The sequence below is a fragment of the Rhodoferax ferrireducens genome, assembly GCF_031458075.1.
In the GTDB taxonomy this organism is placed as follows: domain Bacteria; phylum Pseudomonadota; class Gammaproteobacteria; order Burkholderiales; family Burkholderiaceae_C; genus Rhodoferax_B; species Rhodoferax_B ferrireducens_A.
The window spans coordinates 1,953,986-1,978,461 of sequence record NZ_JAVDXT010000001.1 but is presented as its reverse complement, the minus strand read 5'-3'; the positions used below and the strand labels follow the sequence as shown (position 1 = coordinate 1,978,461).

At 58.4% G+C, this 24,476-nt stretch carries 22 protein-coding genes; 11 read left to right on the top strand and 11 right to left on the bottom strand.

What is annotated here, in order from left to right; all coding sequences use genetic code 11:
• Window positions 1–217 precede the first annotated feature (217 nt).
• The gene (locus J2X19_RS09060; protein ID WP_310372602.1) at window positions 218–2,152 is read left to right on the top strand and encodes a PAS domain-containing hybrid sensor histidine kinase/response regulator; all 1,935 of its coding nucleotides are present in this window, start codon (window positions 218–220) and stop codon (window positions 2,150–2,152) included.
• A 4-nt stretch (window positions 2,153–2,156) separates the two neighbouring features.
• Here J2X19_RS09060 and J2X19_RS09055 read toward each other — a convergent pair whose 3' ends face one another.
• The gene (locus J2X19_RS09055; RefSeq protein WP_310372600.1) at window positions 2,157–2,516 is read right to left on the bottom strand and encodes a response regulator; all 360 of its coding nucleotides are present in this window, start codon (window positions 2,514–2,516) and stop codon (window positions 2,157–2,159) included.
• A 294-nt stretch (window positions 2,517–2,810) separates the two neighbouring features.
• On the opposite strand from J2X19_RS09055, the gene J2X19_RS09050 reads away from it, so the two are divergent.
• Genes J2X19_RS09050 through ligD form a run of 3 tightly spaced genes read left to right on the top strand, consistent with a single transcriptional unit; the run spans window position 2,811 to window position 6,526 of the window.
• Complete coding sequence (locus J2X19_RS09050) at window positions 2,811–3,035, top strand: DUF2188 domain-containing protein (protein WP_310372598.1); 225 nt, start codon at window positions 2,811–2,813, stop codon at window positions 3,033–3,035.
• A gap of 5 nt (window positions 3,036–3,040) precedes the next feature.
• Window positions 3,041–4,045, top strand: a complete 1,005-nt coding sequence (ku, locus tag J2X19_RS09045) for a non-homologous end joining protein Ku (RefSeq protein ID WP_310372596.1) — start codon at window positions 3,041–3,043, stop codon at window positions 4,043–4,045.
• Window positions 4,046–6,526, top strand: a complete 2,481-nt coding sequence (ligD, locus tag J2X19_RS09040) for a DNA ligase D (RefSeq protein WP_310372594.1) — start codon at window positions 4,046–4,048, stop codon at window positions 6,524–6,526.
• A 44-nt stretch (window positions 6,527–6,570) separates the two neighbouring features.
• Here ligD and J2X19_RS09035 read toward each other — a convergent pair whose 3' ends face one another.
• The 3 genes from J2X19_RS09035 to J2X19_RS09025 all read right to left on the bottom strand — a co-directional run bounded on the left by J2X19_RS09035 (window position 6,571) and on the right by J2X19_RS09025 (window position 8,240).
• On the bottom strand, window positions 6,571–7,557 hold the full coding sequence (locus J2X19_RS09035) for an SDR family oxidoreductase (protein ID WP_310372592.1): 987 nt from the start codon (window positions 7,555–7,557) through the stop codon (window positions 6,571–6,573).
• Between the two features lie 41 nt (window positions 7,558–7,598).
• Complete coding sequence (locus J2X19_RS09030; RefSeq protein ID WP_310372590.1) at window positions 7,599–7,847, bottom strand: hypothetical protein; 249 nt, start codon at window positions 7,845–7,847, stop codon at window positions 7,599–7,601.
• 138 nt (window positions 7,848–7,985) lie between these two features.
• Window positions 7,986–8,240 carry a hypothetical protein gene (locus tag J2X19_RS09025; protein ID WP_310372588.1) on the bottom strand — a complete coding sequence of 85 codons (255 nt, stop codon included), beginning with the start codon at window positions 8,238–8,240 and terminating at the stop codon, window positions 7,986–7,988.
• A gap of 218 nt (window positions 8,241–8,458) precedes the next feature.
• Here J2X19_RS09025 and J2X19_RS09020 point away from each other — a divergent pair, with 218 nt between their 5' ends.
• Complete coding sequence (locus J2X19_RS09020; RefSeq protein ID WP_310372585.1) at window positions 8,459–8,695, top strand: hypothetical protein; 237 nt, start codon at window positions 8,459–8,461, stop codon at window positions 8,693–8,695.
• 183 nt (window positions 8,696–8,878) lie between these two features.
• Here J2X19_RS09020 and J2X19_RS09015 read toward each other — a convergent pair whose 3' ends face one another.
• The gene (locus J2X19_RS09015) at window positions 8,879–9,523 is read right to left on the bottom strand and encodes a glutathione S-transferase family protein (RefSeq protein ID WP_310372583.1); all 645 of its coding nucleotides are present in this window, start codon (window positions 9,521–9,523) and stop codon (window positions 8,879–8,881) included.
• Between the two features lie 204 nt (window positions 9,524–9,727).
• Between J2X19_RS09015 and J2X19_RS09010 the strand changes: the two genes are divergently transcribed.
• On the top strand, window positions 9,728–9,850 hold the full coding sequence (locus J2X19_RS09010) for a hypothetical protein (RefSeq protein ID WP_310372581.1): 123 nt from the start codon (window positions 9,728–9,730) through the stop codon (window positions 9,848–9,850).
• Between the two features lie 140 nt (window positions 9,851–9,990).
• Here J2X19_RS09010 and J2X19_RS09005 read toward each other — a convergent pair whose 3' ends face one another.
• The 4 genes from J2X19_RS09005 to J2X19_RS08990 form a co-directional block, all read right to left on the bottom strand.
• A complete protein-coding gene (locus J2X19_RS09005) occupies window positions 9,991–10,299 on the bottom strand; it encodes a dihydrofolate reductase family protein (RefSeq protein WP_310372579.1) in 309 nt (102 codons plus the stop codon).
• 42 nt (window positions 10,300–10,341) lie between these two features.
• Window positions 10,342–10,605, bottom strand: coding sequence for a dihydrofolate reductase family protein (locus J2X19_RS09000; RefSeq protein WP_310372577.1), 264 nt, complete (start codon window positions 10,603–10,605; stop codon window positions 10,342–10,344).
• Window positions 10,606–10,880: 275 nt separating this feature from the next.
• Window positions 10,881–12,335, bottom strand: a complete 1,455-nt coding sequence (locus J2X19_RS08995; protein ID WP_310372575.1) for a DUF3943 domain-containing protein — start codon at window positions 12,333–12,335, stop codon at window positions 10,881–10,883.
• Window positions 12,336–13,349: 1,014 nt separating this feature from the next.
• Window positions 13,350–13,673 carry a DUF4148 domain-containing protein gene (locus J2X19_RS08990; protein ID WP_310372573.1) on the bottom strand — a complete coding sequence of 108 codons (324 nt, stop codon included), beginning with the start codon at window positions 13,671–13,673 and terminating at the stop codon, window positions 13,350–13,352.
• 167 nt (window positions 13,674–13,840) lie between these two features.
• Between J2X19_RS08990 and J2X19_RS08985 the strand changes: the two genes are divergently transcribed.
• The gene (locus J2X19_RS08985; RefSeq protein WP_310372571.1) at window positions 13,841–14,767 is read left to right on the top strand and encodes a LysR family transcriptional regulator; all 927 of its coding nucleotides are present in this window, start codon (window positions 13,841–13,843) and stop codon (window positions 14,765–14,767) included.
• A 545-nt stretch (window positions 14,768–15,312) separates the two neighbouring features.
• Here J2X19_RS08985 and J2X19_RS08980 read toward each other — a convergent pair.
• Window positions 15,313–15,642, bottom strand: coding sequence for a hypothetical protein (locus J2X19_RS08980; RefSeq protein WP_310372569.1), 330 nt, complete (start codon window positions 15,640–15,642; stop codon window positions 15,313–15,315).
• Window positions 15,643–16,517: 875 nt separating this feature from the next.
• On the opposite strand from J2X19_RS08980, the gene J2X19_RS08975 reads away from it, so the two are divergent.
• The 4 genes from J2X19_RS08975 to J2X19_RS08960 all read left to right on the top strand — a co-directional run bounded on the left by J2X19_RS08975 (window position 16,518) and on the right by J2X19_RS08960 (window position 21,120).
• Window positions 16,518–16,835, top strand: a complete 318-nt coding sequence (locus J2X19_RS08975) for a hypothetical protein (RefSeq protein ID WP_310372567.1) — start codon at window positions 16,518–16,520, stop codon at window positions 16,833–16,835.
• A 105-nt stretch (window positions 16,836–16,940) separates the two neighbouring features.
• A complete protein-coding gene (locus tag J2X19_RS08970; protein WP_405048612.1) occupies window positions 16,941–17,456 on the top strand; it encodes a P-loop nucleotide/nucleoside kinase family protein in 516 nt (171 codons plus the stop codon).
• A 247-nt stretch (window positions 17,457–17,703) separates the two neighbouring features.
• Complete coding sequence (locus tag J2X19_RS08965; RefSeq protein ID WP_310372563.1) at window positions 17,704–20,070, top strand: DNA polymerase II; 2,367 nt, start codon at window positions 17,704–17,706, stop codon at window positions 20,068–20,070.
• 243 nt (window positions 20,071–20,313) lie between these two features.
• Window positions 20,314–21,120, top strand: coding sequence for a hypothetical protein (locus tag J2X19_RS08960; protein WP_310372561.1), 807 nt, complete (start codon window positions 20,314–20,316; stop codon window positions 21,118–21,120).
• Window positions 21,121–21,482: 362 nt separating this feature from the next.
• On the opposite strand, the gene J2X19_RS08955 is transcribed toward J2X19_RS08960, so the two are convergent.
• Entirely contained in the window at window positions 21,483–24,476 is a 2,994-nt protein-coding gene (locus tag J2X19_RS08955) for a C40 family peptidase (RefSeq protein ID WP_310372559.1), read from the bottom strand.

Genomic DNA, 24,476 nt, shown 5'->3' with positions numbered 1-24,476 from the left:
CTCATGCATCTGGATATGAATACGCTGGGCAAACCATGAGCTATGTGTTTACTATGTCCTCGCACACCTGTTACCTAGGTACCCGGTCCATACAGGTCTATGAATACCAATCGTTTCGTGATCGATCTGCGTTAGGGAGTCTCGACGCCCGCGGCGGAACAAGCAGCCTCCAGCAAGGTGCGAGTTTCAGTCATACCAGTCATTCGAAAGAGCAACCATGAGCATCTCATCCCAGCTAGATCCAAAGACGCTGCAAGACGCCCACTATCGACGGATGGTGAACGCCGTGGTGGACTATGCGATCTTTTTCATCGATCTCAACGGATTGGTCGTGAGCTGGAATGCTGGCGCACGAAAGCTGAAAGGCTACGAAGCCCATGAAGTCGTTGGGGGGCACATCTCCTTGTTCTACCCAGCCGAACTCATCGAGCGGCGTTGGCCCGAGCATGAACTGAATGTTGCGCGCATTGCCGGCCGGATGGAAGACGAAGGCTGGCGCTTGCGCAAGGATGGCACCCGTTTTTGGGCAAATATCGTTATCACCCGACTCGATGGTGAAGATGGCACGCCGATGGGTTTCGTCAAAATCACCCGAGATCTGACCGAGCGGCGGCGACAAGAGGAATTGTTGCGCCACAGCGAGGAGCGATTTCGGCTGCTCGTCGAAGGGGTGCATGACTATGCCATCTTCATGCTCGATCCCAGTGGCTACGTCATCAGCTGGAACCGGGGTGCCCAGCAGACCAAAGGGTACGAGGCTTCGGAGATCATCGGCAAGCATTTTTCCGTGTTTTACCCGCCGGACCAAAAGGCGCGGGGCTGGCCTGACCAAGAACTCCAGTATGCACTGCGAGATGGCCATTTCGAAGACGAAGGATGGCGCGTACGCAAGGATGGAACGCGCTTCTGGGCCAGCGTTGTGATCACGGCATTGAGGGATGCATCTGGCACCCACCGCGGCTTTGCCAAGGTCACGCGGGACTTGACGGAGCGCCGGCGCGTGCGGGCCTTGGAGGACGAAGGTCGGAGGATCACCCATTTTCTGGCGATGCTGGGGCACGAATTGCGCAACCCTTTGGCGCCGATTTCCAACGCTGTAGCACTGCTGGAGCGGGAAGCCAACCCGTCTAAAGTACAGCGGATGTCGCATGAGATCATCGGCCGACAACTCAAGCAGTTGATCCGTTTGGTTGACGATTTATTGGACGTTGGGCGCATCACCAGCGGGAAGATTCACCTTGAATCGCAGCCGGTTCGGCTACGGGATGCATTGCGCGATGCGTTGGAAACAGTCCAGCCACTCAGCAGCCAGAAAGGCCATGTGATCGAAATTTCCGATCAGGACGCGGATGTCTGGGTTTTAGGCGACAAAGCGCGCCTGATTCAAGTCTTGTCGAACCTGTTGCATAACGCTGTCAAATTCACGCCGATAGGCGGTCACATCGGCGTACGAATTTCGGCAAGCGGCGCCCATGCGGACATTCTGGTCAAAGACGATGGTCCCGGCATTCCGCCGCAGCAGTTGCAAAACATCTTTGAGCTTTTTGTGCAAGGTGAACAAGACAGTGCCCGTTCGCTCGGCGGACTGGGACTCGGGCTGAGTTTGGTCCAGGAACTGGTTGCATTGCACGGCGGCAGTATCAGTGCATTCAGTACCGGTCGGTCCGGCGAAGGCGCCGAATTCCTGGTTCAACTCCCTGCCGTGGAGGCGCCCAAAATGCTGATGGAGCTGCCTGTAGAGCATGACCAGGGCAATGAGGCCTTGCTGATCGTCGACGACAACCGGGATGCGGCGGACACACTTTCGATGCTTCTTGAAGCGTTAGGCTACCAAACCAGCGTCGTGTGTAGTGGAACAGCTGCTATCGAGGCGGTGAAGGTACGTCCCTGGGCGGCGGTATTGCTTGACATTGGCATGTCCGATCTCAGCGGCCTTCAAGTTGCAGACGAGATTAGAAAATTGATTGCCAATCCGCCGCCGCTGATAGCCGTAACAGGCTATGGTCAAGAAGGCGATCGGATGGCAAGCAGGGAAGCCGGTTTTCTCGCCCACCTCACCAAACCCGTGGATATTGACACCCTCCATGTGCTGCTGCAGCAACTGCTGAAGGACAAGAAGCAACCACGGTCTAGCCCATCGCGGCGTGGCTAGTGCCTCAGGCCTGACCGATCGGCTTTTTGGGTGGGAATATTTTTCGGATCTCGGCCGGTGGAATTGGCTTGATGAAATAGTGGTCAACCACAGCGAACGTCTCGGCGACCCGCGCATTGGACTCTGCCAGCCCGGTGTAGGCAACGAGGACGATGTCATCGCCGAATTTCCGCCGGATGTATTTGGCCAACTCCAGCCCATCCATCCCCGGCATTTGAAAGTCAAGGAAGACGCACAGCGGTTGGTACTGCGCGAGCGCTTCGATGGCTTGTTCGCCGCTCAGTGCGACCCGGACTTGATACCCATCGCCTTGCATCAAAAGAGCGAGGGATTCCGCGGCGTCAACCAAGTCATCGACGACCAAGATGTCAACCGTTGTACCTGGCATGGGAATGACTGCAGTTGAAAGTGGATGATGAGTTTAGGACCGCCATTCAAATTTCCATGTATTTTCAACACATTGTCTGGTTGCAGTGATTTTTATACGCACCGGTATCTATTTGAATTCAGCGGTATCCAATTCCCCCCCAAAGTCCTTACAGCACGACCTACTGCCATTTAACGAATAGTCACAGTTTCATCGTTGAAAGCCGGCTGTCCTACAGCGGGCGCCAGTGAATGTTCCTACGATTAATTCTTCTATTGGTCTGGAGGCATTATGCAAAACTACCACGTTAAGACTCACAGCGGACATTGGGACCTTACGAAGGATGGTGGTGAACGGGCTTCGATTTCCAAGCCCACCAAAGCGGAACTGCTCGCCGCAATGGAAGAGTTCATGGCCAACAAGAAGGGTTCCGTCAAGATTCACGGCGTTGATGGCACCATCCAAGAAGAGCGCACCTATCCCCGCTCGGTTGATCCGCGGCGATCAGTGGGTTAAACGTCATGGCCAGATCGAAGAAGCCCGCCACGCCTGCCCCCGCATCGCCCATAGACAAGGATGCGGGAAGGGCACCAACCTCCACGCGCTCACTGTGGAAAGGGGCAATCAGTTTCGGGCTAGTCCATGTGCCCATCGCGCTGTATTCAGCGACCGATGAAAGTGATCTGAATTTCAAGATGCTGGACAAACGCTCGATGGATCCCGTCGGCTACAAGCGCATCAACAAGAAGAGCGGCAAGGAAGTGCCGGCGGACTCCATTGTCAAAGGTATCGAGTGGGAAGACGGCCGATTCGTACTGCTGACACCCGAAGAACTGGAAGCTGCGTATCCCAAGACCACCCACACGATAGATATTGAGGCCTTCGTTCCGATCGGCGAAATCCCGTTTGTATATCTCGAGAAGCCGTATTACACGGCTCCAATCAACCGTGGACAGAAGGTCTATGCGCTGCTGCGGGAGTCATTGGCGGCCAGCCGCAAGGTAGGTGTGGCCAAAGTGGTGATTGCAAACAAACAGCACCTGGCACTGCTGATGGCATGCGGTCCGGCGCTGGTACTGAATTTACTACGTTGGGGCGGAGAAATTCGGTCATGGGAAGCATTGCAGCTGCCACCGCAAGGCGTCAAGGAAGCAGGCATCAAGGATGCCGAAATGGCAATGGCCACGCAGTTAATCAATGAAATGACATCCTCATGGAACGGCGACGATTTCCGTGACTCCTTTCAGTTGGAAATCATGAGATTGGTCGATAGCAAGGCGGCAGCGGGCAAGTTTGAACAGGTCGAGAAGATCGAGAGCCACGAGGCCCCCGTTAGCAGCAACATCATTGACTTAACCGAGCTACTGAAACGCAGCCTTTCCGGCAAGAGCAAGGGGGCAAAGACTGCGCCGGCGAAGAGGGCGGCTACAACGGCAGCAGCCACCCGACCTAAATCGATAAAGACATCCTCGGCCGCGAAAGCTGCGCCCCGTAACCCGGCGGTCTCGGGAAAAGAAGCCGCGTAAATGGTGGACGCCCTCGCCAAGTACAAAGCGAAGCGCAACTTCGCCATCACCCCTGAACCGTTGCATGGCGGTGTATCGGGGACAGGTGTACGGTCCTTCGTGGTCCAGAAGCATTGGGCCTCGCATTTACACTACGACTTTCGTTTGGAGTTGGATGGGACTATGAAAAGCTGGGCGGTACCCAAGGGCCCCAGTCTGGACCCCAAGGACAAACGCATGGCGGTGCAGGTAGAGGACCACCCGATCGCCTATAACCAATTTGAAGGGGAGATCCCCGCTGGCCAATACGGCGCCGGAAAAGTCATCATATGGGATGAGGGCCATTGGGTTCCATTGGGCGACCCCGCGACGGGCTATCGCGATGGCAGCCTGAAGTTCGATATATATGGGCACAAACTTCGGGGCCGTTGGGCGCTGGTCCGGATGAAGGGAAAAAGCGAAAAACAAATCCCCTGGCTTCTCATCAAAGAAAAGGACAATTTTGCCCGCACCGCAGCAGAGTTCAGCCTAGTCGATGAAATGCCTGATAGCGTTGTGCCGCTGCGCTCAAGAAGTGTTGAAAAAAATGCCCCCGGCGCGAAAGCACCGGTTTCCACCATCCCACCTCTGGGCGCACCCGCCGCCTTACCCGCCACACTCCAGCCCCAGCTCGCCGTCCTCATGGAAGCGGTCCCCAGCAATCCAGCCGACTGGTTGTTTGAAATCAAATTCGATGGCTACCGCTTGCTCACGCGCATAGAGGGCAAGACGGTGCAGCTGTTCACGCGCAACGGAAACGACTGGACGCACAAGCTCCCCAAGCTCGCTCAATCGCTTGGACAACTCGGGCTGAAGTCGGCTTGGCTCGACGGGGAAATCACCGTGACCAACGACAAGGGCATACCGGATTTTCAGCGCCTACAGAACGCGTTTGACCGTGGTAGCACCGACGACATCTTGTACTACCTGTTCGATGTTCCTTATCTTGATGGCCAAGACCTCCGTCAAGAACCACTCGAAACGCGGCGCGCTGTACTTCAGCAGCTGTTCAACGACGAAACCCCGGATAACCTGCGCTTCAGCAACACTTTCGACGTCCAGGCCCAGGACCTTCTAGCCACCGTTTGCCACATGGGCTTGGAAGGAGTGATCGGAAAGAAGAAAAACTCCGCTTACGTGTCACGCCGTTCTGACAGCTGGATCAAGCTCAAGTGTCGGTCGCGGCAAGAGTTTGTAATTGTGGGCTACACCGACCCCAAAGGCAGTCGCGTAGGCCTGGGGTCTCTGCTATTGGGGGTGCACGATGACAAGGGCCTGCTGCAGTATGCGGGCAACGTGGGAACCGGCTTCGATGGCCGAACCTTGCTGCAGCTGAAGCAGAAACTGGAAGCCATTGCCGTAAGAACCAGCCCATTGGCTGGTAAGACGGATTTGGACAGCACCGCCCATTGGGTCCAGCCAGTTCTGCTAGCAGAGGTATCGTTCGGGGAGTGGACGGACACGCAGCGGATTCGGCACGCGGTGTTCCACGGTCTGCGGTCCGACAAAACGCCCGCGTCGATCACAAGGGAACATCCCTCACCGATCTCCGGTGGCGAGTCCCAGCCGCTCGTTTTGTCATCGCAGCTCAAAATTACCCACCCTGAGCGCGTGATCGATGGCTCTACCGGCCTTACCAAGCTGGAGTTGGTGCGCTTCTACCACCTGGTGGCCCCCTTGCTGCTGCCGCACTTGAAGCAACGCCCCGTGTCCATGGTGCGGGCACCGACAGGCGTCGATGGCGAGCTTTTCTTCCAGAAGCATCTGGAAGGCAAGATGCCTGGCGTGAGGCTGCTAGACCCCGCGCTTGATCCCGGGCATGCCCCCCTGATGGAGGTCGCTACGATGCGGGCGCTGTTGTCGGCGGCCCAGATGAATGTGGTGGAGTTCCATACCTGGAATGGCGTCAAGACTGCGATCCATAAGCCCGACCGCATGACCTTCGATCTGGACCCCGGGGAGGGTGTGGAGTGGAAGACAGTACAACAAGGCGCAGAGCTAGTGCACCAATTTCTGCAGCAACTGGGCCTCGCATCGTTTGTTAAGACCAGTGGCGGCAAAGGTCTGCACATCGTGGTGGCACTCAAGAAGTATTACCACTGGGACGCTGTCAAAGCATTTTCGCAAGCCATTGTTCTGCATTTGGCGCAAACCTTGCCGCAGCTGTTTGTCGCGAAAAGTGGCCCCCGGAACCGTGTCGGCAAGATCTTTGTGGACTACCTGCGCAATGGTTTTGGCGCCACGACGGTCTCCGCATGGTCGGCACGGGCACGGCCGGGCATGGGAGTATCCGTGCCCATCGCATGGGATGAGGTGTCCAAGATTTCCGGGTCTGCCTGCTGGACCGTTTCCAATATCCATACGCGCTTGGATCGAGGCAATGACCCATGGAAAAACTACGCCCCACAAAGCCTGGGTAAAGCAATGGGGCTATTAGATTTCGATTCTCCAAGGGCGGAATAACCTGGTCTTGTGAAAACCGGGTCGTACGCTCTTAACTGATGGTGCTAAGCCCCGTCACCAGCGGATCCGGTGATCGGCAGCACCATTCCCGTTATGTAGCTTGAGCAGCACGGTGCGGCTAAAAACACATATGCGGGAGACAATTCTTCAGGCTGTGCTGGGCGACCAAAGTCGGTTTTATGACCAAACTCGGCAATGTCTTCTGGCCGTTTATCCGCAGGGTTCAGCGGGGTCCATACCGGCCCCGGAGCCACTGCATTGACACGGATACCTTTGTCTATAAGTTGGCTGGCCAGTGCTTTGGTGAAGGCATGGATGGCCCCCTTGGTGACAGAGTAATCCAGCAGTTCTTTGCTGCCTTTCAGGCCCGTCACCGATCCTGTATTGATGATGCTTGCGCCTTGTCGCAGATGTGGTAATGCAGCCTTGGCCATATGGAAATAGCCGTAGACATTGGTTTTCATGGTTTCATCCAGCCGCTCCTCGCTCAAGTCGGCCAGAGATTCGGCGTGTTCTTGGAATGCCGCATTGTTGACCAGTACGTCCAACCGTCCCCAGTCGTCCACTACCTTTTTGACAGCGTCTCTACAGAAGGCTGTATCTTTTACGTCCCCGGAAATGAGGGTGCACCGCCTACCTTCCGCTTCCACGTATTTTTTTGTCTCTTCCGCATCTACGTGTTCATTGAGGTAGACGATTGCGACATCGGCACCTTCACGCGCAAACAACACTGCCACCGCACGCCCTATGCCGGAGTCTCCGCCTGTAATCAATGCAGAAAATCCCTGCAATTTACCGCTGCCTTTGTAGTGCGGTGCTTCAAATTTCGGTTTGGCTTGCATTTCCGCTTCGAGGCCAGGCTTGCAGAGGTGCTGGCTGGGCAGGGGTACTTTATGGCGCTCTTTTACAGTCGCCGAGCTTTCGAATGACTGCACATCGCGAAAATCTTGCTCCTTTTGCAAACGCCGCTGCTTCGCAGCAGTCGCCTCGCCCTTATCGCCATGGGCCAGTGAATTACGAGATTGGTTCATTGCCAGTTCCTTTCACGGTGTGCTTGAAGAGGTTTTCTGCATTACCCCACTGGTGAGAGGTTTTCGTCTTCTCCGACAAGTCGGGGACCGTCCCCATCGCTGCCCATGGCCATCAGAATTCCGACACCGGTGCGCAGAGCTTCTCCGTAGGTTGGCACGCTCTCTTTGGCGGCGTACAGCTCGTTCCACACTGTGGTGTCGCCGGTGGATTCCGTCAGCAGCCAGTAGAATTTCCCGCGTTTCGGTTCGTCCACACTGACAGCGATGCGTCGTAAATGGTTGGAGGCCATGTGTTTTTCCCGAAGTTGATTTTTTCCAATAATGGTCACGTCGGGCCGGAATGGCTGTAGGACCACTCCTCGTCGTGGGATGGACGAACTCGGCTGATCAACATGACACCATATCAAAACCCGCTATCACGCAAATGGCTAGGGTGCCATGCTTTCGTGCAGGCTTGCTACGTGCAATCCTTGTGTGGCATCGCACTGTTGCTGGGCGAGCAGATACTGAGAGTTGTTGGCTTCCTGCATGGGCTTCGGCTTGTCATTGACCGCGGCTGCCGTAGGCGGTGAAACAGCCTTTGGAGAGCTCGCCTTCGGAGGCGAAGTGGTGAAGAATGCGTCCGGCGAAAAATAGCAGATGCACAGAACACCAGCAGTCGTGAGAATCGATCGAGGGTCCATCGTGGGCCTCCTTTGGTATGCCGCAGGTCGGCAATTTCACCAATGGCCGGCAGGCCAGACTGTAGGAAGACTTCCAGGGGTTTTGTAGGCGTTGGGAGCATCTGCCAGCCCCATTTCGGAGGGCCTATGTACGGGGAAGGCACACTGATACACAATATTTACGCCTGCAAATATCTTCTGACATTGCAAGTTCGCCGGCTGCGAAATATTCTTTTGGCATGGACTCCGTTCGCTTCTTGGCGGTTGTTGAGGACCTCGCCATCAATGGAGGCGACGTCTCCCTTGATGAAGCGCTTGAGCAGTTGGGCGACTACATTGAGAATTTGGATTCGACCAGGGACGACTATGTCGATAGTGTCGTGATGCTCATGCGTGTTGCGGCCGCCATCTGGAAACAACAGCGCTTTCCGTACCAGGCGTCTGTAGTTCCGAACAGGGCTCCGATAGAAAAATAGCCCCACTAGCAGCGGGCTGATTTAGGCGATCGGCTGTTATTGCCGTTGCAGATTTCACCAGGCTTGCCATAGAACTTTGATTTTCCTAAAAGTCCTGCAGGCTGCTGCTGCAAATGTGGCGATTGAAGCCGGTCAACCAATCTTGGCCCATCGGGTGAGCTGTGCATCAGTGTTAACGAATGTCTACCCCGCTTCGACCCGCGCGCCATACGCCGCGAAGGCCTGCTTCCATGCGGGCCGGGCCAAGCACCGATCCCGATACGACGCGACTCCCGGATACGGGGTGATCAAGCCCTGGTCCTTGATACCCGACGAGAGCACGTGCGCCATCAGGATGTCGGCGACGGTGAAGTGCTGTGTCGCGACAAAGTCATGGTCGGAGAACCAGCGCTCCAGGTTGCTCAGCACCCGATTCACCCAGCCGGCCAGGAACTCGCGGTGCTTGCCGCAATTGCCATCGGCCGTCCAGTCGAGCACCAGCAGGCGCAGCAGTGGCGGCTCAACCGTATTCATCGCAGAGAAACACCAGCGCACCACCTGCGCCTCGCCGGCGCGGTCGCCGGGGATCAGACGGCCGGACTTCTTTGCCAGGTAGACAAGAATGGCGGCGGATTCGGACAACACCAACCCGTCGTCGTCAATAGATGGGATCTGTTCGAACGGGCTGAGCCGGCGATAGGCGTCGGTGTTCAGGTCGTGCGCGGGATGGTCCATACCGACCAGCTCGAACGGCAGGTGCATCTCTTCCAGCGCCCACAGCACACACAGGTCGCGGGTATGACCACGCGCGGCAGCGTTCACCTTAGAAAAGCCGTAGAGTTTGAGCATGGTGACGTTCCTCCGTTGAAGCCGCCCGCTGCACAAAGAGTACCGAAATTTCTACGCAGGCGCTACGCCACTGGCGAGATGGCCTTGTCGCGCACGGCGGAGATACTTGGACCTCAGCGCCGATCTTGTGTGCCGCGTCCATGCAGGATCGCAGCCCCGGCTGAGGCTTATTTGAGACCAGCACGCTGCTGGGTTGGGGGTGCCGTGATCGGCAAGGTGATCGCAGAATCGAACGGAAATCCGATTGGCGAAACGCCGCTGATCGCGCAGGCGGATGTGGAGCGCGCGGGCTTCATGCTGCACATGTGGCAGCGTTTGGTCAGGTGACCAGCAAGTTATTGAGTTGGGTGACGAGGAATAAGAGTCGTTGCATAGAAGTGCTGCTACACGGAGCTGCTGGCCGCGACAGTGCCGGGCGTGACGGAGTCGGCCAATACCAGTCAGTGGCTGTTTGAAAAGGCGGACGCTCAACGTTCAGGTTCAGCGGCGGGCCGCGCAGCGGACAGTCCGCTGCAACCCGTTGTTAGCCGCGCGCGTCGGTAGTGCATAGCGGCGTCGCCGTTGCGGAGCGGCGTCGCCGAGATCAACTTGAGCCGTCGCGTGCTGGGTAGCCCGCTCTGGTACAGGGTCGGGCCGTGGCCGGCGATCCTGGGATGGACGAGCAATTTGTACTCGTCGATCAGATCCAGCCGGTCCAGCTCGGTCGCAAGCTTGCCGCTGCCGAGGAGCACGCCGTTCAGGGGCGTGTCCTTGAGCTTCTGTACGTTCGTACGCAAGTCGCCGGTGATGTGGTGGCTATTGGTCCACCTGAAGTCCGTTCACGTCGACGACACCACGTACTTCGGCTTGGCCTCCAGCTTGACCGCCCATGCGCGCATCGCCGGCGGTGCCTCCGCGTCACCGCGGGCGACCGCTGCCCAGTAGCTCTCCATCATCTCGTAGGTGACGCGGCCCCACAGCATCGCCCCACCGCCGTCCATGAGGCGGGTGAAGAAGGCGTGTGTTTCGTCGTCGGCGATTCCTTCCTGGTGGTCGATGCAGCCGTCCAGGGTGACGTTAATACTGAAGGTCAGGAGTCCCATAGTAACGACTCTACTGCGAGTTGGGTGGACCGCTGGACGGTCACTCCATAACGGTGAAGGGGACAGCAATTCTGTCTGAATATAGCCGAGGCTATGTGAAAAGACTTCGCTCCACGCCTGCTCAAAATTAAAACGGTATACCCGTTCCAAGCGAGGAGCCCCATGAAGCGGTTCATCCTAGGCGATTCTCGCGAGCAAGTGTAGACGGGGGCGGTGTTTGCGTCTTTACCTCTCGCCCCGAAAAAAACTCAATGCCTGAAGGCAATCCTTGATCTTCAGCGCCAATCGACGGCGCCGAAACGGTCATGGCCCAGCAGCGTGTAGAAGACGCCGACCGTGCCACGTGATTGTGTGCGGTCGCCCAGATCGGGGAAGGTCGCATCGCGGCGGTTCAACAGGTATTCCACGGTGATGCCGTGCTGCTTGTAGACCCGCCAGGTGTAGGCTACGTCGACGCGCACAATGTTGTCGTGCCCGCCGCGGCCACTGGCGACGCCGCTCACGAAATACTCGCGCCCGGTAAGGTCCAGCGAAGATCGGTCGCTGAAGATGACACGCAGGGCCAGCAGCGCCTGCGGCGCCCCGCCGTAGTGGTAATCGCGGTCGGAGGCGCCGTTGATGGTGCTCACGGCTGCGTAGCCCGCGCCGGCCATGGCCGTGCCCTGCACCATGACCGATTCGCTGGCCCGCCATTGGCCAGTGGTCCCCAGCGACAGCGCCGTGCTCGAGATACGGAAGGCCTGCGGCGAGATGTAATCATAGCTACCGTATAGGCCCCACAGGCCGCGGTAGCTCTTGCCAACCGCGTAGTCATTACCCAGCAGCAACCCGCGTGTCATGACGTTTTCGAACACATTGGCGCTGGAGGCCGTGGCCTGGAACGAAAAATAGTCGAAGGGTCGGCGGTAGTTGTAGCCGTCCTTGCCCGGCAAGCCATAGTCCAGCGAGAAATCGACTTGCGCCTCGTTGCGTTTGACCTGGGTCGAGGTGCCCGGAACGTTTTGTGCCGTGCCCATCAGTCCGACTTGCAGGCGGCTGTAATAGGCCGGATTGTTGCTGGCGAAGATCGTGTCCAGGCGGCGGCCTTGGAGCAGCCGGTTGAAGCCAGTGGACGGCGAGATCATCGCCGCGCCGGCTTCGCGCCAGAAGCGCGGAACGCCGTCGCTCTTTTCCAGCACCAGGTTGGACATGCGGAACAAAGCCTCGCCCAGAAAAGTGCCACCTATGCCCGAGGAGATCTGGTCGTTGCGCGAGGGAGGCGTTTTCTCGCCGGCGATCTCCCACGCGGCGCTGCCGGCAAAGGTGTAGCCCAGCGACTCCCAGTAGTTGAAGCCGGCGGAGCGGGCGAAGCCGTGGTACATCGAACCCTGGTAGGGATGACCCAACTGGTTGGTCTTGAACGGGTCATCATCTACGCCCCAGCTGCTGTGCAGGTTACGCCGGATCGACCCCAGGCTGACGTCGTAATCGTCGCGGCTGCTGCCGAAGCGACGGTTGAAACGGTTCAGCAGAAAATCGAACCCAAGGATTTCCAGCGCCGGCAACGCATAGTTTCTGGGTTGCGCGGCGGGTTCGGGGGCGGCCTCAGCGGCGGTAACCGGAGTCGCGCTTTCTGCGGTGGCAGGTTCGGCTGTCTGGTCTTGCGCGTATGCCGTGTTTGCAGCAGTGCAGGCTAACGCAAGCACTACGGTGAAGTGTGTAGCGTGGTGGCTGGCGGTTGCATTTCTCATGGCGCGTATCCTTTGCGGGCGAGAACGGCGATGTTGGCTGCCACGGCACCGTTTCAGCGTGCACAGTGCACGATCAAACAAGGATAAGAACAAGTCATTCAAGCTTTCCGAAACCATTATCCGGCGGTGCGCAAACGGAGCGCCCACTGGCGCTGACCCGTCAGTTTAGTGAGGATGCTACGAAAATGCGTCAGTGGCAGGCTTTTTTCAACAAGAACCACATCAACGCCAGCAGCCTCGCGCAGACTTATTCAGCGTCGCCTTTTTTTCCGTCGGCTGGGGCGTGCAGACCGCGCCTGCGGAGCCCTGAGGCGCTGGCTTTCCTGGTCCAGCCACAGCAGGTTTTCGCATGGCCAGGGAGCGCAGCACCAGCAGGCGGAAATTCAACGTGCCCGTTTTCCGGACCCCGCTTGGGCGACTGCTCCACCTGGTCAGCAACGGCAAACTTGGACCACACTTCCCGAAGCCTTGCACGCTCTTCAGCTCGGGTCGGCCGCCCCAGCCAACGGGAGGCCCGTTCTTTGTCGCATCTGGCTGCGTGGCTGTACGAATGTAGGCGTTCAGTGCGGCCAGCGGCGAGGTGGGAGGGGGGATGGATTCGGAATGACTTGCCCGAGGTCTACGCCCGCCACGCTCGGCATAGGCGGCCAGCGCAGTTTGCAGCCGGCCATCCACGATGCTCCGCACGGGCTCGGCTGTTTCAAAAATACCGACAAACCGTACTGTGTCGCCGGTTCGGCTCCTGGGGCATCAGATAGAGTGATCCAGGCCGAAAGTATGCCCATCTAGGCGGGTAGCAAGCTCGAAAAGAAGGGAGTTACTACGCTGTCCAGGATGTCCGGTGCACGCAACGAGGAGGTCTTCAGGATGACCGGGACGCTATAGCGCGATGGGGATATGGTCGCATACGGACCTGCATGAATCCCGCAGGCCCCAATGCAATCGCCCCGGGAACTGTTGCGGGCTGTCCGGGCGATTGCGCTGATAGCCGGCCAGAGCCGGCCTGTGTAAGGCTTATTGCTGGCTGGTCTTCACAAGCTCAGCAGCGGCCTGGGGAGCTGCGCCGGCCTTTTCAGCACGCGGAGCGGCCAGGTTTTGCTGGGCGATGGCGCCGTTGAAGCTGGAAGCTGCATTGGCTTTTTTGGCCTGCAGCATTTCGCTTTTGACTTCTGCGCGGGTTTTGGTTGAAGGCGCCTGCATTTGCTCCAGCAGGAAAGCATTCAGGGGTTCGGCAGAAGCAGCCACGGAAAACACGGCGGCGACAGCCACGACAGCGGCGGCAATAAAGTTCGATTTCATGATGAATATCCTTTCTAAAGTTAATGACGTTCCGGGCATGGCGGGCTCATTTCCCCGTCTGTCCAGCCTCGGTGAGTCGCCTTGTAAGTCGCTTCGGCTCATCGATGTATGAACTTTATTCCCGCCAAATCAATCAAAAAATAGCAATTCAAACAATGCATTACTGTTAAATCAGCAACAATTGAGACTTGATTTAGGGGTAAAACATGGACCGGCTTCAATCAATGCGAGTTTTTCAGCAGGTGGTCGATGACGGCAGTTTTGCGGCGGCGGCGCGCAAATTCGACATGTCTTCCGCCGTGGTGACCCGGTTGGTCGGTGACCTGGAAGGCCACCTCGGGGTGCGACTGCTGCAGCGCACCACCCGACGCCTGGCGCTCACCGATGCGGGCGAAACCTATCTGGCCCGTGTGCGCCATATCCTCAACGACATTGATGAAGCCCACGCCGCCGCCCAGGCCCACGCGCAGGAAATGTCCGGCGTCATCCGCATCCTGACGCCGCCGGTGTTCGCCACGCATGTGCTGGCGCCGCTGGTGGCCGAGTTCGGGCGCCGCTACCCGAAAGTCGTGCTGGATATCCATGCGGACTCACCGCTGGTGCCACCCATTGAAGACTACGACCTGACCCTGCTAGGCGCTGCCGATACGTTCGATGCCAACATCATTGCGCGGCCCATTGCATCTTCGGACGGTATCCTGTGCGCCTCACCCGACTACTTGCGTGAGCATGGCATCCCGCTGCAACCGGAAGATCTCGCCAGCCACCGCTGCCTACGCGTCAAGCTCCAGGCGAACCGGCACCGCAGCCTACGCCTCATCAACCCGGAGGAACACAACCGGGAAGTGGAAGTTCAGATCGAGCCCGCTCTGCTGGTCAACAACACCACCACGCTGATTCGGGCTTGCCTTGACGGCGCCGGTATCAGCATCCAGGCCATCGACATCGTGGCGAAGTACCTCCAGAACGGCGAGCTGCATCGGGTTTTGCCTCAGTGGATCACGGGAAGGAACACGCTGTATGCAGCGCTGCCCAGCCGCAAATTCATTCCTGCCCGCACCAGCGTGTTTCTGGAGTTCATGACCGAGTACACACGCGCTGTGCTCAAGAAGATGGAAGCGCGACAGGACTGAAGTTGCCGAAGCTAGCCTCTTCCGCCGTTCTCGTGTGACAGTGCGCACTGCCATCTGCGTTTTGGGCAGTGGGACCACCAAGTGCGACAGCCTTTGTGGGCCGGCGGTGAGGATGTTGCGCAGTCGTTTGCTATGAACGGAGAAGGCTTTGGTGTCGACGCTTGCCCGTATCGCTGGCACCACTCCAGCGCCGTGTGGCCGAGACCTAGACCACACACTAGGCATACCAGGTGCATGATCCAACACCACGATGGCCGATATGTCGACCTTCGGGGGCGAAGAGGTCCGTGGAACTCTTGTTCTCAAACATTCTTGTTTGATAAAGACAATTTCGCCTTCGCGAGACCGATAGCCGAATGCTACGATGGCCGCCACACAACCAGACATTTGCAACCATCGCCCATTGAGCGTCAATACTTCTGCCATCATTCATTCCGTTAGAACGAATACGGCAGCGTTTCCGCGACCGCGTGTTGCCATGATCTCAACCCCTTCAGAAATCCGAGCCAGTTCTGATCCCACCCGCTGCCGGTGAGCATGGGGCGTTATTCGAGCGGCATCGGCTGCGTTGCAGTCGCTTCCTCCATCGTCAAGCCACTGCCCATCGTGGCGAGAATATCTCCCGCAAGCCTCGCGAAGGCTCGTCTGTATAGAAGGACTTCGAATTCTGTTTGACTCGGACTGCTCCCCTGATAGCCTCTGAACCTCATGCGCTCATTATTCAATCCTTCCTCAATTACAGCGAGGGTGAACTCTCGCTGTATAGAGGACTGCGTGGCAAGCTGGATTCGGATGAAGTTTGTAAGCCAATCGAGGACGTCGCGATGTGCGAGCGTCCGCATGGCCTGGTCGAGCTGCGAGTCATTTTTGACCACGATATAACTCCTGCCGCCGTATTTCAGGCAATCGCGTCAGCGGACGAGCGAAGGTTTGTGTTTTGGCCGACGGGCGCGTCCGGAATAACCAGTGGCCTAGGCCTCTCCTGGGTAAATAATTCTATTGTGCAACTGTAAACCGCGCCATATGCCGGAAGCATGCCGGCTCACTTCGAAGAATGCCTTTCTCGCTGTATTTGCTAGTCAGCGACTTCGAAATATACGCAGTGGTCGCCGTCCATGACCATTGCGGGGGCACCGCCTATGTGTCCGCTTCATGGCGTGATGACCGCTGCCCTAAGCAGAAGTTACCCAAGCCAAGCTGTACGCCTGAAAGCGGTCGCTGACACGGTCTGTCTCGCCGAGTTCGACGCCATTTCCGCTTCGCCAGCGATCCGCATAATCGGGGACTACGAGTTTCGCGGGCGCGGTTCCGGCAGTCGTCCGGTGTGATGTAGCCCAGCTCAGTTAGTCCAACTGTTGACGGCAACTGCAGAGTGACCAACACCGCCAGTAATTTAATGACCACCTCGCGCACACGTAGAACGAAGTAGGGTGAGCCTTTCCGGATAGATGCGACCTATCAGTTCGGCATTGGCACAAGCGCGCTGAACTGGTCAATGCAAGGTTGGCAGTAACAGTAATGTGGCGTAAGTAAAGAAGATGTCCGCTTTTGGCCGATAGTACCCGTTCGGGCGTGATTAGTGACAGACCGCAAATGCTGCGAAGCTGACTCACGAAGCGACAACTTGAAAGACTGCATCGGGTCCATCTGAGCCTGCCAGTCTTCAGGCTGCGGCCAATTAGCGGTCGTCCAGGAGTTCCAAATCGTCTGAGCGTGGATGCTTGAGCGAACCACGGCAAAATGTTTCCCCATGAGCGACACACCTTTAGTTTTTGCCTCCGGCGACCGTATAGATGCTTTTAAGGAGCTAGCTGACCGCTTCTTGAGCGAGATTTTTGGCTTGCCTTGGGCGTTGATGACTGATGAGTCTGCGCTGTCAGACTTCAGCGGTTGTGGTCTTGACGACCGGGAGGACCTACGAACGTTGGACGACGAAGCCTACGGCGTGTATTGGGACAAGTGGGTTGTTACGCGCATCTGTGAGCGCTATCGAATTGAATCTTTTCCCGTCACCATCCCGATGGTGCAACTATTTGAGCGCATCGACCGGGTTGCCCCGCTTCAGTAGAAGGCGCCAGAATGCCCGGAAACGCTCCCCATTGACGGCCGTCGACCAATGGCAGACCTCCGTAGTCATCACTCAGATTCAATCAAATCTACCGCGGAAAAGCCGATGTTGATTGTTCTCGGCGGGCTTCCGGGCACTGGCAAGACGGCCATAGCTCGCGAACTCGCTCTCCGCTCGCCCTCTGTCTTCCTTCGCATCGACACCATCGAGCAGGCGCTAAAGAAAGTGAACTCGCTCGAGCAGGTTGGCCCCGCCGGCTACGTCGTTGCGTACGAGCTTGCAAGGTCCAACCTGGCGCTGGGAATGACCGTTATCGCCGATTGCGTAAATCCACTTTTGGTCACTCGCGATGCGTGGCGGGCTGTGGCAGCCAGCACAACCTCTGACATTCTCGAGGTTGAAATCGTGTGCTCCGACCTGGCCGAACACCGCAGGCGTGTGGAAGGCCGGAGAGCTGACATTCCGGACTTCACTCTGCCAACATGGGAAGCCGTCCTCCAGCATGAATACGAGGTCTGGACCACAACCCGCCTAGTCATTGATTCGTCGCTCGCCAGCGCGAGCGACGCGGCCGAGTTGATTCTGGGAAACTGGCGCAGTGGGACCATCGGCAGCAATTAAAGGCGGAAAGCGGCCGATGGCGGGCTCTGAGCAGTTATGTCGCGTAACCCGTCGAAGCTAAACACCCGGTGGTTTGCACCCATGTTTCCTCGTAGCCACACCAAGACTGGATGCCGGCATATGGGTCAGTTGGCGCTGGTTTTATGTACAGTACACTTGAGTAAGGCGGCATCTCTTGCGAAAGAGAACCCAATCACCCTATAGCCAGCACAGGGCGCCGCGCCCAAGTATCCGACTCAAACCTTCCGTGACCGAATTCAAGGGCTTCATCCTCACCCGCCATTGGCGGGATGCGCCGGCTGGCACAGAACTCGAGTTCTGGCTGGCGACCGAGGCCGGGCCAAAGAAGGTGGTCATCACCGAACAGCCCTCGGTAGCATTCGTCCCCGCACGGCATTGGGAGGCGGTCGAGGCGCAGCTCGGTGCCTTTCCCCGTATGCAGCTCCGCCCGCTTGAGTTGCGGACCTTCCACCAGGAGCCGGTCATCGGTGTCTACGCAACGCATTTCCGACAGCTTGGGAAACTTGCCCGCGCCCTTCAGCCGCTGCAGATTCCGCTGCTCGAAGCCGATGTGCGCCCCCACGACCGCTACTTGATGGAGCGGTTCATCACCGCCGGCGTCCTCATCGAAGGCGGTCGCGCTGAAGGCTCGACCATCTCCGACTGCAAACTCAAGCCCGCATCTGACTTCCGGCCTGTGCTGAAGGTCGTGTCGCTGGATATCGAAACCAGCCAGCACGGGGATTTGTACTCGGTTGCGCTAGATGGGATGGCCGAGCGCATCGTGTTCATGCTGGGAGAGCCGCCGACACTGCCGAGAGAGCCGCTGGATTTCGCGCTCATCTACTGCCCGACGCGCCAGGCCATGGTCGAGAACCTCAACGCCTGGTTCGAGCGCAACGACCCCGACGTCATCCTCGGCTGGAACGTAATTCAGTTCGACCTGCGGGTGCTCCAAAAGACGGCCGACGATTGCGGTGTGAAGCTCCTTCTTGGCCGGGAACGCACACCCATCCAGTGGCGCACCCATCCGGGCAAACAAGGCTACCTGTTCGCGCCCACACCTGGCCGGTTGGTCATCGACGGCATCGACGCACTGAAGGCGGCGGTGTGGAGTTTTCCTTCCTTTAGTTTGGAGAACGTCTCGCAGACGCTGTTGGGCGAGGGCAAGGCCATCGGTGACGAATATGACAAGATGGCCGAGATTGAGCGCCGGTACCAGGAAGATAAACCAGCCCTGGCCGTTTACAACATCCGCGACTGCGAGCTGGTCTTGCGCATCTTCGAGCAAGCCAAGCTGTTGCAGTTCGTGCTGGAACGGGCCCAAACCACCGGTCTGCAGGCCGACCACTTCGGCGGGTCCATCGCCGCATTCAGCCACCACTACCTGCCGCGGATGCACCGCCAGGGCTACGTCGCGCCCAACGTGGGCGAGATAGCGACCAAAGCATTCCCTGGTGGCTATGTAATGGACTCGAAGCCCGGGTTCTACGACTCCGTCGTGGTGCTGGACTACAAGAGCCTGTACCCATCGATTATCCGGACCTTTCTCGTGGACCCCGTGGGCTTTGCAGAAGGCATGCACCTAGCCGACGCGGCGATGGGCGTCTCCGGCCCCCAGGAAACCGTGTTCTCACGCGACAAGCACTGCCTGCCGGAAATCGTGACCACGCTGTCCAAGGCGCGCGACGAAGCCAAGCGGGTCAAGAACGAGCCGTTGTCGCAGGCCCTGAAGCTGCTCATGAACTCGTTTGCCGGGGTGCTGGGCGCCACTGAATGCAGGTTCTTCAACCCCAAGCTAGTCTCGGCTGTGACCATGCGCGGGCACGAGATGATGAAGCTCACAAGGACATTCGTGGAGGAAAAAGGGTATGAGGTCATTTACGGCGATACCGACTCCATCTTCATCTGGCTCAAGCGAACCCACACGAATGCCGAAGCGCACGCTGTCGCGGCGGAATTGGTGCAGGACATCAACGCTTGGTGGAGCAGCAAGCTGCGCAATCAGCAGGGGCTGGAGAATTTCCTGGAAATCGAGTTCGACACCCATTACAAGAAGTTCTTCATGCCAACCATCCGGGGTTCGGACGTGGGTAGCAAGAAGCGCTACGCGGGCCTGAGCGTGGATGCCAGCGGCAAAGAGGAAATGGTCTATCGGGGCCTAGAGATGGCCCGCAGTGACTGGACTCCGTTGGCCCGCCAGTTTCAAGAAGGGTTGCTGACCCGCATCTTCCATGATGAACCGCACCGCGACTATGTCACCGAGTATGCGCGGTCGACGCTGGCCGGCGAAAAAGATGACCTGCTCATCTACCGCAAGCGGTTGCGCCATCGCCTGGACGCCTACGAGGTCAACGTCCCGCCGCAAGTCCGCGCTGCGCGGATGGCCGACAAGCACAATGCGGCGGTCGGTCGGCCCAGGCAGTACCAGAACGGCGGGTGGATTCAGTACGTCATGACCAGGAGCGGGCCGGAACCGTTGGAGGCTCGCCAGTCCGGCATCGACTATGAACACTATCTGTCCAAGCAGCTTCAGCCGATTGCAGACGCCATTCTTTTGCCATTCGGCGAGAGCTTTGTGGCGTTGACCACTTCCCAGCAAGCCCTGTTTTAAGAGGGGGAGTCGGCTTGGTTGGATACTACGCGGTCTCACTTGGGGCCCGCTGTGCCATACCAGCATAGGCTGCAGTCGGCCAGAACCGGACGCTCAGGCCCACCCGCCAGTTGTCCATATTCTTGATGATGCCCGGGACGTCCGGCATTCCAAGCTACGGCAACATACGGCCAACAGCAGTCAACAAGGATTCCTATCAAGTAAAGTTGGCCCTTTGTGACAAGTTATTGTCAATTTCCAGCCATGAACAGACTGCAAGCTGAATTGCGTCGCCTATACCTCTTGGGTCATCCAACGGATGATGGCTCTGATGCCGAAGAAGTCGGCTTGGTAAGCCCCGAAGGGGGCGTCCGTGCGATGGTGCTGGAACTTGCTCGGCCTGCGGACTGGAATGCTCTATCGACAGTTTGGCGAGGGGTTCAGGCCGATTTGGAGCTGCCTGCACCGGCCATCGCCATTTCCGGCTCCGACGGTTACCAACTCTGGTTCTCACTTTTGGAGCCCGTGCCTGCCGTTGATGCAAGGCGCTTTCTTGAATCTCTCCGCCTGCGCTACTTGGGCCATATTGCCCCAGGACGCATTGGCATCTTGCCTGCTGCGGATGCGGCTGCCCTTGGACATATCAGACAAGCCAGAGTAGTGCCTGGTTTGATGGATGAAACAGGCCGATGGTCGGCCTACGTCGCACCTGACTTGGCCGCAGTGTTCTCTGATGAGCCCTGGCTCGACATCTGTCCCAGCCCTGATGCCCAAGCTGATGTCCTGTCTCGCTTGGTGAGTATCAAGGCGGCAGATTTTCAAATGCGTTTGGCCCAGCTTGACAGTGCCGCCAAAACCGCCACATCGCATATGACGTCGGCAACTATCGACGGTGGTGAGCGTAGGGGAGAGCAGGGCGCGACTGCTGCAGCACCTTCTGGAGATAGTCCCGATCCAAAACGGTTTCTACTCGACGTCATGGGCGACACAAGGGTTGAACTGCAGCTGCGGATTCAGGCGGCGCAGGCATTGTTGCCATATTTTGAAATTCGGCCTCCCTCGGGCACTTAAGAGAAGCTACCGCCGCCGGCCAACAGCTTTCGGCCACACTGTCGCGTGTCGAAACCTTGTTGTGACGTGGAGGTTGGGTGCCACGGTACCACCTCGCTGGTATTTCTGTCCATGCGTGCAGATCGGGACTTTCAACGCCAAGCCTGTTGCTGCCAGCGATTATTTGACCACCCCGGCCAACTTTTGCTGACCATGGGGCATCCTTCTGCAGCCCGCAGCAACCTTCAAAACTCTTGCTGTGTGGCCTGGTCACCGATTTCCGACACATCTGGTCAAATTGGCATTGGTAGCAGCAACCTTACCGGTTTAACGGTCCGAAAACCCTGTCTCAGGCAGCGGGACGGCGGGATCAACGTCATCGTTTAAAACCCCGCGTGAACGATATCGCTCTTCGAAAAGGTGGATATGCACACTCGTCCACCATGACTCTGATTCCCACCGAGAAGGTTGACCGACTGTGTCGTTGCTGTCAGGCACCAGCCCACGTGAAAGCCACTCTTGACGCCCGGTGCATCGCCGTCCTTCTCGATTTTGACGACCACGATGTCGCCGACCACGGCCGCATTGCGGGGGCGTGCTTTACCCCAAGTTGTCCAGCTATGGGCCAAAGTAGGGGTAGGAGGCGGGTTTGGTTTGAGCGGAAAGGGGGGTAAGGCCGTTCTCGCGGTGGCCTCGGCGTTATAGCGGGTGACCACCCATGCGGCAAAGGCGCCGCACCACGGGGTGGTGTCGCCCTTGTCGCCATAGCTAGTGGCCACTGCGTCCAGATACTCGCAGATGCGAGGATTGCTGGATTTACGGCTGGAGGCGTTCACTTCCACTTGGCCTAGTTCACCGAGCACCCAGTCCATCCACGGCGCGACGGAGCGGGGGAAGGTGGCCACATTCTGCAGGATCTCGTTCATCAACTCTTCGTCCAGTTCATCCAGCGTCGATGGGTTGTCGCGTGCCAGCGCCAGCAACGTGTCGCGTTCAGCCTGTGTGGCCGCCTTCTTGTAGCGGTATAGCACGGTGAGTGCACGCAGGTCGTCGTTGAAGGCACGTTCGGTGGAAGCGACGCGTGCGGGGAAGTCGAGTGCAACCATCAGCTTGTTGGCTAACACCGGTACCTGGGGATGCGCTTGGCGCACCCTCGGCCGGCTGGCCGCCGATGCCAGATTGATACTGCTTGCCATTGGCGGCCGCCCCACCAGCTCGGTATACGTGGTTGACGTAAGTACGTCGCTGCCCCCAAGCTTCGCCCGCAGTTTCAGGCGCGTGGCATCGTCCAGTTCGCCGGTTTCCGGCGACACACCCAGGCGCTGCTGCAACGCGATGATTTCACGCCGACTTAGTTCGGCTTCGTAGGGCGTTGCACTGGGAGTCGGGGACGGATTTGTGGACGGTGTGCTCGAAGTAGGAGCAGGTTTGCTCGGCGGAAGCAGCGGCAACGTTCCGTTCGCCTTCGCCGCATTGTTCTCCCGATCCTCCATGCGGCCCGCGACACGCAGTTTGACGAACTTGCTCAACACGTCGAACCAGACCGGCGCGCCCAAGCAGACGAAGAACGTGGTAACAAGGATGCCGGCGAGCCAGCTGACATACGCCATGAAACCTCGGCTGTGCAAGCGCATTGCGGGCAGGCCGATCTCAGATCTCGGGTTGACCCGATTCTCGTCACTGTCTAGGCAGAAAAACAGCCCTGGCTTGGCGTTGGTTTCCGCCAGTGTCGCCGCGCTGCGGACGCTGCAGAATTGATTGTTCAGGTTGGCGCTGCTATATCCGAAGGGCAGCCTAGTCCACACATTGTCGGTTTCCATGCAGGTGCGCACTTCTTCCAAACTAGAAGCAGTGAGAGCGCATTGGTTGAATTCTTCCGGATCGGACTTGAACAGGCGCTGCAGCTTTTCCGGTGCCTTACTGCGCTTCATCAGCGTTTCCAGTGCCGCCTGGCTGTCTTTCAGCGCCACGGCTGCGGCCTGCATTGCGGTTTGCACGGCCGCATCGTTGCTGGCCGTGGACGCTGCGCCGACCCAAGTTGAAATATGGCTCACGCAAGTGTGCGCAGCTCTCAGCGCACTGGCCACCTGCTTGGCTTGGCTGACATCGGCGGGCTTCTCGGGCGCCGACACCGCAGACGCCGGCTGCGCCGGAGGTTCGGTCCCGACTGCCGACACCACGGGCGCTGGCGGGGTTGAGGATTTGCTCCCTGCCGCTGTCGCTGCCACTACCGGCGCTGGCGAGGTCGAAGGCTTGCTCACTGCCGCTACTACCGCGGACGCTGGCTGGACGGATGACTTGGTCCCTGTTGCTGGCGCCGTGGACCCTGGTGTGCCAGGACGCGTGGGGCTTGGCGGCGGCACGTAGCCCGCAATCGCCATGTCTATGTACGGAATCATGGCGGGAATCACTTCGAGCCACGCCCCCGCGTCCGAGATGAATTTGTCACCGACCTTCGAAGCCCGGTCATTGGCCTTCGACCCTACCTTGTCGGACCACAGGCCCGCGACGATTCCGCAACTCTCCCTTACCGGCTGTAAGCGGCGTTCGAAGCGGCCGATGTTCTCGTCGCGGTCAAATAGCGGGGCCAATCGGTTGTAGGCATCCATCAGTCGAGCGGTCGCCATGACCTCAGGCTTGGCCGGTGCCGGCGCTTGCGCGGGCACCGGTGTCGTCGACCCCTGCTGCTCCGTTCGAATGAAACGTTCGGCAAGGTCAGCCAGGCCGACACGAAGTTCCGCATCGCTTCCCAACACGCGTGCGATGTGAAAGCTATCCACGTTCAGCGCTAACGCAAGACATAGCGACAGCCAGAATGTCCAAATGGTCGCACTGCGTTTGAACCAGCCTGTGGACCGGTCGCCAATATATTCGAACCACGCGGCAATGGCCGCTTCAAAACCGCCCCAGTCGGTTTCACGACCCACCACCAGGGCTCGCAATGCACCGACCACCTTGCGTTCTCCTGTTCCGTCCTTATCCAGACCCTTATCCTTGAGCGCGTCCAGGAAGCTTAATGGCGAGGCGTAGCGGTCGCTGGGGTGCTTACCGGGGTCGATCTGATTGACTTCGGTCAGCAGCGCCCGGGCAAAAATGTCAGGCGGAACCTCGACCGGACCACTCGCGCGGCGCCACATCTTGATCCCCTCGTGCGCCACTCCTCCGCGGTACAGAGCGAACACCAGAGGATTGGCGAGCACGCGCTGCTTCAGTGCATCGTCCTGCCCTGTCGCTTCGTAGAGCAGGTCGTGCAAGGTTGCTTGCCGGCCCTTGAAGAAGGCGCCGCTGACCATCTCCTGCGCCGAGCTGATCAGCAGCGACAGCGCCAGATAGATCAGCGCCAGTCCGAGGACAATATCAATGATCGAGTTTTCCAT